Consider the following 11,560-nt stretch of genomic DNA (forward strand, 5'->3'; position numbering starts at 1 on the left):
CTTGGTAAACTGGACATGTGCCCCGTTCAAACATTATAGTTAAAAGAATGAAGAGCGCGTCGTTTTGTCGGTTTTTTTCGGTGTCGTGAATCGATGCTCAGCTTTACAACTTGAATATGTATACATAAGTAAGGGAGGACATGTATGGAGCAACCCCGTATTTGGCCGGATCGGTTCAAGCGCTTTTTTCTGAACAATAAATTTGTGCTTCTTTTGCTTGTTCTGTTGCTGGTTGGACTCAATGTGTTGGTTTTAAGCAAAATTTCGTTTGTGCTGCATCCGCTCGCCGTGTTAATCAAGACGATCGTTTTGCCGATCATTTTATCAGGAATACTCTATTATTTGCTGAATCCTCTGGTGGATGTGATGGAGAAATGGAAAATCAAGCGTGGATGGTCCATCCTGATCCTCTATCTGGTTATAGCCGGTATTCTAACGATTGTGGTGCTCGCGGTCATTCCGGTGCTGCGCAACCAGATTATGGGGCTGATTGATAACTTTCCGACATATAGCGAAAAGGTTAGACAGCAGTTTGAAGATCTAACGGGCAGCGAGTTGTATAACCAGATTCAAGAAACCATGAACATTAACTCCCAGGAATGGTGGACCACCGTCACGCAGAAGGCAACGGAACTTCTAAACCACACGTGGAGCAGAGTTGGCGGGTTTCTGGGTGCATTCACAGAGGTTGTGTTGTCGATCGTGACGGTACCTTTTGTACTGTTTTATATGCTGAAAGACGGCAAGAAGCTCCCTATGAAAATATTGTCTTTCCTGCCGACGAAGAGTCGTTCCGGAATTTTGCATGTGCTTCAGGATATCAATCATCAGATCAGCTCGTTTATCCGCGGGCAGATTATTGTGAGCTTCTGTATTGGTATTCTGCTGTATATCGGTTACATGATCATCGGTTTGGATTACGCGTTGATTCTGGCGATAATTGCATCGTTCACCAGCGTGGTGCCTTATCTGGGACCCGCCATTGCGATTACGCCTGCGCTCATTGTGGCTCTGGTTACTTCTCCGGTGATGCTGCTGAAGATGGTGGCGGTATGGACGATCGTGCAATTAATAGAAGGGAAGTTTATCTCACCGCAAATCATGGGTAAAACGCTCAAGATTCACCCCATTACGATTATCTTTGTCATACTGACGGCCGGCAATCTGTTCGGTGTGGTTGGCATTTTATTAGCCGTTCCCGGCTATGCGGTCCTTAAGGTTTGTGTATCGCATATCTTCGAATGGTTCAAGGACACGTCGGGATTATATGATCCTCAGAATAGCAACACGCCGAAATAGTCTTTTGGCTTGTGTCAATCCTTATGATTTGCTCTTGAAGTCGCCATTTTGGCGGCTTTTTTTCAACCAAATTCCTCAATGAATCAGAAGGTAAGTTTAGCCATGCTCCTCCATGAAGCGTGGATTCATTGCAAAAACAAATCCGAATTACTATAATGGATATCATAGGTCTATATAATTCGAATTTAAGGGAGGTAACCGCTATACAGTTTTCCAAAAGTGTGGATTACGCTCTGCACGCATTAATCCACTTGGCTCATTCGGAGCGTGATCAGAACATCGGAATTAAGGAGTTATCGGCGACGCTGGGCGTCTCGGAAAGCTACTTATCCAAAATCATGTCCAAGCTGAGGCAGGATGGTATCGTGCGGGCTGTACCGGGAGTGAACGGAGGCTACGAGCTGGCCAAGCAGGCCGAGCAGATTACATTCCTTGAAGTGATACAGGTCATTGAAGGAAGACAGCAGTTGTTTGAATGCTCCAATCTCAATTCGCGGCAGCATCGCCTGCTAGCCGAAGAGAAGGCTGCCAAGATACACGAGGATAATCCCCGGGAGTGCGTATGTCTGGTCAAACAGGTGATGGACGGCGCCGAACGGCAATTGTACCAATACTTGGAGGAGCATACGATCCAGTCGGTATTGGATGCGGCATCGAAGCGTGGCAGCTGTGCGGAAAACAAGAAGTGATGAACTTCTTGTTTTTTAATATGATTAAACCGAAAGTTTGGGAGGGATCGTAATCGATAAACTCTTAGAGAAATTAAACGGGTTTATAGAAAGAGAACATTGGCTTTTACTTCGTCACCTGCTGAATACTGCAATATACGATTCGACGAATGGTGAGCATGAAGACAGAGTGTTCGGTCAGAGACTGTATAACCTGATGGAAATACACATAGATGCCGTTAACAACCAGCGACTGCAAGAAGAGAAACGTCAAACTCATGTCCATGTTGTGTTCAGTCTTTCTGAAGCCGGTTCATTAAAAGTTGCGCTTAGTAAAGTTGGTAAACGGGAGGAATCTCGGGTAGTCGCGTTTAATGATTGGTTTTCAGTCGGTCCCATCACGGAATTGAGCACAAATGAAGGGCAGCTCCGAAGGCGAATGTGGTTGATGGAACATGACAGGGATTCATATTATTTAGACATTATAAACCAGGAACACCAAATTGAGCGTATGATAGATACGCTAAAGAATATACCGGAGAACAAAACCGTTGTGATATGGTGCGGAGATAACGCCCATGATCAGACGGGACTTCGTTTTGCAATGTATCTGCTGAGGGAGCGGAAGAGTCCAGTCCATGTGGTCAATGTGACACAAAAACTCACAGAAACGGGGCAGGGTAATCCTCCAATAGCGCAGGCATTGGTCGAACGAGACAAATACATCGATATTGTTAGAAATTATGGTGAGGGGATCCTTCTGAATTCTGATCTAAGGAAGCGATATGAATCAGAATGGATGGAGTTGGCAGGACAGGATGATATGCTTCGACTCTGGGAAGAGGGAAAAGTGATAGGCTGCCAAGAGGATAAACTGGACGAGGTTATTGTTAAATCGGTCATGGAGCTGCTAGATAAACACCATCCAGGTGCTTTGGTTAACGCTGGAGAAGTCGTGACAAAATTAATGGAAATTTCACAGCAACGTATAAGTTATCCCTTCATTATGTACAGAATCTGGTGTTTAGTCAGTGATGGTGTCCTGACGTTCAAGGGTCAACCGGGCTTTCCTCATCAATTCTTGCTAGGATTATCGCGTGTTTAAGAAGTCGCCATTGGCGGCTTTTTGTTGTGACTTTGACTGTTCTTAACCCATTTAAGAGAAGCAACTCGGATTTCATGCGATTTAATATTGACCGAATGTTCAGTCTTAAATTATATTAGAATCATAATCTGGATGAATCATCCATTGGAGAGAGGAGTTTTCAAATGGATTTAGCTTATCAAACTCAAGGCAGTGGGACACCTGTTGTGTTGGTACACAGTCCAGGTGTGGATTCAAGAGAATGGAACTATATTGCCCCGCATTTAGCGCGGAGCCATCAAGTCATCACGTATGATGGTCGGGGAACGGGAAGATCCCCAGCGCCGCAAAAACCAACCAGCTTGGTTGAAGACCTTCGGGCATTGCTCGATCATCTGCAAATTAACAGCGCTTCGCTTGTCGGTCATTCCATGGGAGGGCAGGCCGTTACGGATTTTGCCTTGACTTACCCTTCCAGGGTTGACCATTTAGTATTAATCGCACCATCGCTAACCGGATTCGAGCACGCCCAGCCATTCATCGATTGGATGGCCCAAGTAAATGCATGCGCACCCGATGTTGACCGTCTGGTCGAACAATCGTTGAGCGGGCCTAATTATCGTGTGACGATGTCCAGCTCTGAACGGGACTTTTTGCGCGAGATGCACACGTTGTATATGACCAGAGTGTTTAGTGAGTGGAAGAGCTTCGAGGTGATATGGCCCATGCCGCCAGCGATCGAGCGGTTGGAGGAGCTTGCTGCAGGGACGCTGTTTATTCAGGGAACGGTTGAATGGGAGGATATGCAACGAATTGCGGAACAGTTCAAGCGTGTTCAAGACATCCGTTTCGAGGTAATCGAGGGGGCTGACCATATGGCTACCCTGACGCATGCAGACGAACTTGCTGGTTTGATTGCTGCTTTTTTAGCGAGAGGATAATGGAACAATCGCGGCATGAATGACAAGGGAATCAATAAATTTTTTGCTTGATAGAGAGGCAATGCATACACGCAAAAAGCCGCAAAATTGCGGCTTTTTTAATGATTTTATACAGTTAGAGTAGATGAAACGACATAAATTCATTGCGACTTGTTTTTCTCTAATAACGGTATGTGGGAGCGACACGGTTCCAAACTCCCCGATCGCCTCGATTCCTCACTTTTTGTCTTTGTTCCCCGGTGCAGACGGTTGCTCTTTTTTAGGCGTTTCCTTGCTCGTCTCAAAGTTAATCGGCGGTAAGCCGTTTGCTTGCCACACCGTTCCTCTACGCTCGTACTCGAATAACTTCTCTATGGCATTCGCAATCTGTGGTCCGACTTCACGCTCAACCAAATACAAGGCCACATCAAGTCCGGAAGTAACACCTCCGCCAGTTACCAAGCGAGGGCCATCTTCCACGATTCTTGCATCGACCGGAATTGCACCGAGAGCCCCTAATGCACCCATGCCTATCTGATTGGTGACCGCATATCTGTCTTTCAACAATCCATCCATAGCCAGCAGCAATGAACCTCCACACACGGTAGCCACCGTAACGTCCTTATTATTCATAGCTTGTTTCATCATCGTTGTTAACCCCGTATTCTTAGCCTGCCTCAATATGTTGGGAATAGCATCTGCGGTATTCCCCGCTGGCTTTCCCGAAGCGCCAGGAACTACAATAATCCCGGAACGATTAGGGTCTAACACATCTTGCGCTTCGAGGGCAGGTCCATTCAGCCCGCTCGGTACCGAACGCTTACCTTCTGCAGATACTAATTCTACAGTGACTTTTCCACCAGTGTACATTCCGGCAGCAGCAAATACTTCATATGGCGCTAATGCGTCCAGCAGATCAAACCCATCGAATAATACGATTTGTACATGCACGCTTTTACCCTTGGATGGATCTGGGTTCTTGTTTCTTTCTGCGCTTGCTGCGGGGGCTAATAGACATAGAACGAGCGTTAACGACGTGAGTAAACTAAGTATTTTTTTCATCCTGATACCAATTCCTTTCGATTTGTTCTGATGATGATTTCAGGAATAACTAGGAGCAGCGCAATCGAGCCGTAAACGCCGATGGTGTAGCTAGTAGGGTAAACGTACCCGAAACCCTGATGAAAAAGGGAAGTAATGAGATGGATCAACATGTTTGTGAAGCAAAAGGCATAACTACGAATCATCCAGTTGCGATGTCGAACGATCCTTTTCCTCTTGATTTGCACGAGCGCCGTAATGGTGATAACCAGCCAGATCATATTCAGCAGATTGAATCCCATACTGCTTATTTTGCCGCCTGTCGCGTAGGGGGCCATATATCCGGAAGTTAGCACAACCAGAAGTACGGATACGATATATACATAGCCGTTTATGCGATGCAGCCTGCGGCTTCTTTCAAATATTCGATTCGAAAAGTTAATCAGTCCCGATGCCATGGCCACACATGCGAATGCAACATGAACGTACATGACATTAAGCCAGACCGGGAGATTGAGTTCGCGCTTCAGCCCGGACTTATGGCTTAAAAATCCCGAAGCATCTGGATCGATCCAATAGTTTTTCACCAAGGCGTGTAGTATAAATAGAATGCTGACACAGGCCAGCAATAGATATAACGATTTTCGTTTTTTCATCCGTTCGCAACTCCCGAAGCTCCATATTTGATACACACTATTTCTGAATACGGAAAAACACGATCGACATACATACCTGGAAGCCAGAGCGCGTGTATGCCGCGGATTTTCTTTCTTACGATTAGGTAACCCGATTTCCTGTTAACTTGGATGCCGGCAGTAAGCCAGCTTTGGCTATACCAACCATGTGATCTCCATCGACGACAACTTCAAACTTGAGATTCAAGCGCATGGGTTTCGTGATTCGTAGTGACCAGGCCAGCTTGTTATCCTGAAGTACAGGGTTCATAAACTCAATGGTTTCATCCCCCTGCGTCGCCGTGCCATGGATCATATCGTGTCTTGTCGATATCGAGAGCTTGACCACCAGCTTTCCAACGGGCGTAGCGAGGCTGGTATCCCAATCTCCGTCGAAGACTGATGCCTGTATGCTTTTGCTATGCTGGGAGCTGGGCGTGGGTATCATTGCTGTTTTGTTCACCGCGGCATTTGGTTCGTCGCTCGTCACTGATTTATTAACGTTAGGCTTTATCCCTGTATCCTTCCAAACCGTGCCTCTTCGTTCATATTCGAATAACTGCTCTACCGCGTGAGCGATACGAGGCCCAAGTTCACGTTCCACCAGATATAGCGCTACATCGAGTCCTGAAGTTACACCGCCACCGGTAACCAGATTACCGTCGTCCACGACGCGAGCCGAGATGGGAACTGCTCCGGTTGCACTAAGTAAGGCCATGCCCAGGTGGTTCGTTACCGCCGGCCGGCCTTCTAAGAGGCCTCCCATAGCAAGAATAAGGGAACCGCCACAGACCGTAGCGACTGTAACGTCTTTGTGCTGGAGAGCCTGCTTGATCATGCCAGCCAATTCGGTACTCATGGCCCGGCCCAGAATAGCCGGAACCGAATCGGGCCCATCTCCCTCGACGTCGCCGGACGCGCCAGGTACGAGAATGATGCCCGCTCGTTCCGGGTCCAGTCTGCCACTAGCTTCAATCCTCAACCCGTTGATGCCGCTGGGCACGGATCTTGGTCCCTCGGCGGTGACCAATTCTACGTTTAACGCATTTTCAGCATTCATGGCTGCAGCACAGAATACCTCGTAAGGCGCTATCGCATCTAGAAGGTCGAAGCCGTCAAACAACACAATTTGAACGTTAAGCATCCATAAATCCTCCAAGTCTCTATTTAGTCAAAAGATCTTTCAGCTTACGATATTCCTTCTCATCAATTTCACCATTGGCCATTCGGTTCTTCAGAATCATAGCGATGTCATCCTTGTGATGATCGCTTTTGTAACGTTGACGAATCGCGTATACTCGAACCGCCAGGAAAGAAAACAGCGTGAGACAAAACAAAGCGCCGAAAGGAAAGAACGAGAAAGCGCTATTTTCCAAACCCATATGTAAACCTCCTTTATCGATGACTGCGCGGGACGATCACCCGAAATATGGCTGTCCGTGCACGCAAGTAGAAGCATACCAAACGAATATCTCAAACAAAGATGAAAAAAGGTCACAAAAGTATAAACAAATCATCACAATACATCCGCTCGCATTAGTTCTTATTAAAAAAAATGATAAACTAGGAAAGCAAAGGTGGGATAAACATGAGCGAATCAAAGACGATTCTGGTTGTAGACGACGACCAGGATATTGTTGAGCTATTAAGGGATTTTCTAGAGAATGACCACTTTCAAGTGAAAACCGCTTGCGACACCGCGCAAGCGTGGGACATATTTAAGGAAAGCTCTGTTGATTGTATTGTTCTTGACATTATGATGCCGGGACAAAATGGATTTGAGTTTTGCCGCCGGATTCGGGCGGAGAGCAATGTACCAATCCTGTTTTTGAGTGCTCGCAGCGATGATGTGGATAAGATTCGAGGCCTTACTCTCGGAGGCGATGATTACATCGTCAAAACCGCTTCGCCGGGTGAGATCGTTGCCAGAGTAAAAGCCGTATTGCGGCGCTCCGCTTCCCCACAACAATTGGATAACAGGGTCTTGGATTACGGCCGCATCAAGTTAAACCTGTCCACTAGAGAAGTACTAGTGGATGGAAACAACATCGTGCTCACACCCAGGGAATATGAGCTGCTGCGGTTATTTGCGGAACATCCGAGACATGTTTTCTCCTATGAACAATTACTTGCAAAGTTTTGGGATGGGGTGGGCGACAGGCATACAATTCGGGTCCATCTTAGTCGGCTTCGCGAGAAAATCGAAGCTGATCCGAATAAACCGCTATTCCTGGTCAACGTATGGGGAGTAGGGTATCGCTTTGAGGGAGGGTAATATGAGGTCACTCCGCATTCGTACGTTTACTATGCTTTGCTTCTTCTTTATCCTCTTATTGCCGTGGATATTCTTTGTTACTGCGCACTTTATGGAAACCAAGACACTCAGCTTCGAACAAGGTCGGCTGCAAAACGAGACCCTGCAACGAAATATATCGGAAATGACGCAGCGAATTGAATCGGACACAGACCAATGGACAGATCCAGTCTGGCAAAACCAATTGTATTCCGCGCTTCGTGAAGCGAAGATGGATGTGCTCATTCAATCCGCAGAAGATCGGGAAATTTATCGTTCCAACCCTGACCGACGAGGCACTAATTTATCAACCGAGCGGTTCTCCGTCATCGAGGACGGCCAGCTGCTGGGAAGGGTTATTCTGTACTTACCTAAGTCTAATCAATTTCAAGTGATGTCGGCTTTTGTCGGGCTGCTGCTTGCGATCTTTGTTGTCGGCATGGAAATGAGGCGATTCGTTCTCAAACCACTCGAGAAGATGGGAAATGCAGCAAGACAAATTGCAACAGGGGATTGGGATGTTCGGTTACCCATGTCCAGGGTCACCGAAATCGCTGAAGTCCGCGATGGATTCGATGTTATGGTCAAGGGACTTGAGCAGTCCTATCGAAAACAGGCTGAACTGGAAGAGGAACGCCGATTCGTCATTGCGGCTGTTGCACATGATTTACGGACACCGTTGTTCGCTTTGCGAGGTTACTTGGATGGTCTGGAGCAAGGGATCGCTCAATCTCCGGAGAAAATAGCCCAATATGTTGCAGTCTGCAAAGACAAATCGGCCCAATTGGATTGTTTGGTAGAGGATCTTTTCACTTTTACAAAAATGGAGTATGTGGAGTCGCAACTGAATAATAAAACGGTGGATTTTAACCAGGTCATCCGGAATTCGATGGATAGTCTGAGTCCGCTGGCTCGGCAAAAAGGAGTTTCCATCTCGTTCCATGTAACGAATCGGTGCATCATCCATGGAGATATGCATTTATTAGAGCGAGCCATGAACAATCTTCTGGATAATGCCGTAAGACACACAGCTGCGGGTGGTGATATCGAAGTCCAGTGTAATAAAGTTGGTGATATGGTTAAGTTTACGATACGCGATACCGGGCCGGGCTTCTCTGGGGAAGAGCTTGAGCGTGTATTTGAACCTCTATATCGCGGGGAAGCATCCAGAAGTCGTTCAACTGGTGGCAGCGGATTAGGCTTAACCATTTCACAAAGAATTGTTAGGCAGCACGGAGGCGAACTTGCCGCAAGCAACCATCCGGAAGGTGGAGCACTGCTTGAAGGATGGCTACCTGCAGCAGCTTCAGGACAGTTGGAATCGGATTGAAAAAGCCGCGAAAATGCGGTTTTTTTTGTTTTGAAGGAATCAAATGCATGTCCGTACGGACATTTCTCCCTTTACAATTGCAGCACCATGTTGTACAGTTGGTTATACGAGTAATCAACCTAACAACTAAGGGGATGATAACGGTCAGAAAGGAGGCTTCACCTTGAAAGCTTTGTTGGATGAATCCCAGCCCATTTTTCAACAAATCGCTCAAATGATAATGGATGATATTGTGGATGGTGTAGTGAAGGAAGGAGAGCGCGTCCCTTCTGAGAACGAGTTGTCCCGATTTTATAACATTAACCGTGCTACTGCGCGTAAAGGGCTTCAAGCCTTGGTAGACCTGGACATCATTTACAAACAGAGAGGAATAGGAATGTTTGTAAAGGAAGGGGCCAGGAAACAGGTGCTGCGTGACAAACAAAAGCATTATCGGGAGTATTATATTCGTCCGATGCTGGAAGAGGCGAGGCGAATCGGCATGACGGTCGAGGAGGTTATGGAGTGCATAGTGGAGGAGGAGGGGAACTTATGATTTCTTTAAAGCAGGTATCTTTTTCCTACGAAGATGTTCCCGTGATCAAGGAATTGTCATACGTTGAACAAAATCCAGTCATTACGGGATTATGGGGACGGAACGGTGTGGGCAAAACGACGTTGATGAAACTGATTGCGGGGCATCAGATTCCTAGTCAGGGAAACATTGAGGTTATGGGCCACCGGCCATACAATAACCAGGAAGCCCAACGACATTTGTGTTACATGCAGGAAGATCATCCATTCAGTGATATTTGGACCATACGCGATGCCTTGCGGTTTTATCAATATTTCAAACCGAACTGGAATCAGGAATTGGCAGAAGAGCTGCTGGAAACGTTTAAACTGCCGCAGCATAAAAAAGCCAAGAAGCTGTCGACCGGGATGAAAACGGCGTTACAGGTTGTGATCGGTTTGGCCAGCCAGGCGGATGTTACGATCTTGGATGAACCGACCAACGGGCTTGATGCAGGAATGCGAAAAAAGTTCTATGAACGGCTGCTGGATAGCTATGATGCGTTTCCTCGCCTGATCATGGTGTCGACACATCAAATCGAGGAATTACAACCATTGCTGGAATCCATCGTGGTTGTTCATGACGGAAAGCTGCTGTTACATGAGCCGATGGAAGAGGTGCGGGAACGGGGGATCTGGATAACCGGTGAACACGAACGAGTGAATCAATTAATCGGTAACCAAAAGATCCTAAATGAAAGCACCATCGGTTCCGTGAAGAAAGTTATGATTGATGTCCCGTTCTCCGACGAATGGAGAGAGCTAGGCCGCAGTAATGGAATTTCCGTGGAGAAAGCGCATCTTCAGGATTATTTGCTTCATATGACGGATAATGTGAAGGAGGGGGTACGATGAGCGCGACGTACGGCACGTTTCGTTTAATCTATGAAGATGCAAGCTGGTTCTTGGGGAAGCTGCTTCTGCTGTACATTACGCTGCCATTAACCGCAGCCTGGATTATTATCGGGACATCCTTTGATATGGATAAGACACTCAGTTCTATTTCAAGCCCCGCGTATTTTTTCTTTATCCCGTTCTATGGGATCATGGGGTTCAAAAGCCTTCTACCTATTGCTGTCAGCCTTGGAGGCACACGAACTCAAATGCTGAAAAGCTTTTATGTCATCGGCGTTTCAAGTGTATTTGTGTATATGCTAGTCTTAAACCTCTTACAATGTATATTATGGACATTATACGATCGCGGAGTCAGCTCGGTATCCATTACGCATGCGGGGATGTTTCATTCCAGTGAGTACCAATTTTTGCCTTACTTATGGATCGATCTCATGGTCGGACTAATCTTGTTCGGCGGCGCTTTTTTTATCTACTGCATAACGTATCGTGCGGGCATGACAAGGACATTAATCGGTATCATGATCATTGCCATCGCAGTTATGTTTCTTTACTACTCGGGAATGCTTGAAGCACCTATAGTATGGTTGTCGACATTAAATATGAATGCAATGACCGGTTTCACGATAGCCGGAATCGCAGGTTTGGCAGCGCTGTTAACCACCTATCCGATGATGCGTAATGCTTCACTGCAACCGAAACAACAGAGAGAGTGACTACAGCATCCTCCCCGTTCACATATCCGGATAATAAGGACGCGAATATGTTCCCCTTTAAGTAGACAGTGTGTTTCCCGGCGCATCAAAGTCTATTTGGAGGGGATTTCTTTCATGGGTTCAATACAAAT

The 11,560-nt window shown here is 46.6% G+C and carries 13 protein-coding genes; 9 read left to right on the forward strand and 4 right to left on the reverse strand.

Annotation, left to right across the window (positions count from 1 at the left end):
- The first annotated feature begins 144 nt into the window (after positions 1–144).
- From AC0VZ8_RS16600 to AC0VZ8_RS16615, 4 genes are all read left to right on the forward strand, one after another.
- On the forward strand, positions 145–1,299 hold the full coding sequence (locus AC0VZ8_RS16600) for an AI-2E family transporter (protein ID WP_475487601.1): 1,155 nt from the start codon (positions 145–147) through the stop codon (positions 1,297–1,299).
- A 203-nt stretch (positions 1,300–1,502) separates the two neighbouring features.
- A complete protein-coding gene (locus AC0VZ8_RS16605) occupies positions 1,503–1,988 on the forward strand; it encodes an RrF2 family transcriptional regulator (protein ID WP_475487699.1) in 486 nt (161 codons plus the stop codon).
- Positions 1,989–2,025: 37 nt separating this feature from the next.
- A complete protein-coding gene (locus tag AC0VZ8_RS16610; RefSeq protein ID WP_475487602.1) occupies positions 2,026–3,072 on the forward strand; it encodes a DUF1835 domain-containing protein in 1,047 nt (348 codons plus the stop codon).
- A gap of 164 nt (positions 3,073–3,236) precedes the next feature.
- The gene (locus AC0VZ8_RS16615) at positions 3,237–3,992 is read left to right on the forward strand and encodes an alpha/beta fold hydrolase (RefSeq protein WP_475487603.1); all 756 of its coding nucleotides are present in this window, start codon (positions 3,237–3,239) and stop codon (positions 3,990–3,992) included.
- A 216-nt stretch (positions 3,993–4,208) separates the two neighbouring features.
- Here the strand turns inward: AC0VZ8_RS16615 and AC0VZ8_RS16620 are convergent, their stop codons facing one another.
- The 4 genes from AC0VZ8_RS16620 to AC0VZ8_RS16635 all read right to left on the reverse strand — a co-directional run bounded on the left by AC0VZ8_RS16620 (position 4,209) and on the right by AC0VZ8_RS16635 (position 7,068).
- Positions 4,209–4,922, reverse strand: a complete 714-nt coding sequence (locus AC0VZ8_RS16620; RefSeq protein ID WP_475487604.1) for a DJ-1/PfpI family protein — start codon at positions 4,920–4,922, stop codon at positions 4,209–4,211.
- Between the two features lie 107 nt (positions 4,923–5,029).
- Complete coding sequence (locus tag AC0VZ8_RS16625; protein WP_071221666.1) at positions 5,030–5,668, reverse strand: DUF2306 domain-containing protein; 639 nt, start codon at positions 5,666–5,668, stop codon at positions 5,030–5,032.
- Positions 5,669–5,789: 121 nt separating this feature from the next.
- Positions 5,790–6,830: a DJ-1/PfpI family protein gene (locus AC0VZ8_RS16630; RefSeq protein WP_475487605.1), complete on the reverse strand. Its 1,041-nt coding sequence runs from the start codon at positions 6,828–6,830 to the stop codon at positions 5,790–5,792.
- 19 nt (positions 6,831–6,849) lie between these two features.
- A complete protein-coding gene (locus AC0VZ8_RS16635) occupies positions 6,850–7,068 on the reverse strand; it encodes an SHOCT domain-containing protein (RefSeq protein WP_475487606.1) in 219 nt (72 codons plus the stop codon).
- A gap of 206 nt (positions 7,069–7,274) precedes the next feature.
- On the opposite strand from AC0VZ8_RS16635, the gene AC0VZ8_RS16640 reads away from it, so the two are divergent.
- The 5 genes from AC0VZ8_RS16640 to AC0VZ8_RS16660 all read left to right on the forward strand — a co-directional run bounded on the left by AC0VZ8_RS16640 (position 7,275) and on the right by AC0VZ8_RS16660 (position 11,429).
- Positions 7,275–7,961 carry a response regulator transcription factor gene (locus tag AC0VZ8_RS16640; protein WP_475487607.1) on the forward strand — a complete coding sequence of 229 codons (687 nt, stop codon included), beginning with the start codon at positions 7,275–7,277 and terminating at the stop codon, positions 7,959–7,961.
- Between the two features lies 1 nt (position 7,962).
- A complete protein-coding gene (locus AC0VZ8_RS16645) occupies positions 7,963–9,309 on the forward strand; it encodes a sensor histidine kinase (RefSeq protein WP_475487608.1) in 1,347 nt (448 codons plus the stop codon).
- Between the two features lie 163 nt (positions 9,310–9,472).
- Complete coding sequence (locus AC0VZ8_RS16650; RefSeq protein ID WP_216531529.1) at positions 9,473–9,844, forward strand: GntR family transcriptional regulator; 372 nt, start codon at positions 9,473–9,475, stop codon at positions 9,842–9,844.
- The gene (locus AC0VZ8_RS16655; protein ID WP_260067206.1) at positions 9,841–10,716 is read left to right on the forward strand and encodes an ATP-binding cassette domain-containing protein; all 876 of its coding nucleotides are present in this window, start codon (positions 9,841–9,843) and stop codon (positions 10,714–10,716) included. Before AC0VZ8_RS16650 ends, AC0VZ8_RS16655 begins: the two co-directional genes overlap by 4 nt.
- Positions 10,713–11,429, forward strand: coding sequence for a hypothetical protein (locus AC0VZ8_RS16660; RefSeq protein WP_260067205.1), 717 nt, complete (start codon positions 10,713–10,715; stop codon positions 11,427–11,429). Before AC0VZ8_RS16655 ends, AC0VZ8_RS16660 begins: the two co-directional genes overlap by 4 nt.
- The last annotated feature ends 131 nt before the right edge of the window (positions 11,430–11,560 follow it).

This window comes from Paenibacillus sp. QJM3NY_38 (genome assembly GCF_056173265.1).

Bases quoted from the DNA above. Each gene is read 5' to 3' on its own strand.
- AC0VZ8_RS16600 (WP_475487601.1), top strand. From the start codon at position 145: ATGGAGCAACCCCGTATTTGGCCGGATCGGTTCAAGCGCTTTTTTCTG.
- AC0VZ8_RS16615 (WP_475487603.1), top strand. From the start codon at position 3,237: ATGGATTTAGCTTATCAAACTCAAGGCAGTGGGACACCTGTTGTGTTG.
- AC0VZ8_RS16625 (WP_071221666.1), bottom strand. From the start codon at position 5,668: ATGAAAAAACGAAAATCGTTATATCTATTGCTGGCCTGTGTCAGCATT.
- AC0VZ8_RS16630 (WP_475487605.1), bottom strand. From the start codon at position 6,830: ATGCTTAACGTTCAAATTGTGTTGTTTGACGGCTTCGACCTTCTAGAT.
- AC0VZ8_RS16635 (WP_475487606.1), bottom strand. From the start codon at position 7,068: ATGGGTTTGGAAAATAGCGCTTTCTCGTTCTTTCCTTTCGGCGCTTTG.
- AC0VZ8_RS16640 (WP_475487607.1), top strand. From the start codon at position 7,275: ATGAGCGAATCAAAGACGATTCTGGTTGTAGACGACGACCAGGATATT.
- AC0VZ8_RS16645 (WP_475487608.1), top strand. From the start codon at position 7,963: ATGAGGTCACTCCGCATTCGTACGTTTACTATGCTTTGCTTCTTCTTT.
- AC0VZ8_RS16655 (WP_260067206.1), top strand. From the start codon at position 9,841: ATGATTTCTTTAAAGCAGGTATCTTTTTCCTACGAAGATGTTCCCGTG.
- AC0VZ8_RS16660 (WP_260067205.1), top strand. From the start codon at position 10,713: ATGAGCGCGACGTACGGCACGTTTCGTTTAATCTATGAAGATGCAAGC.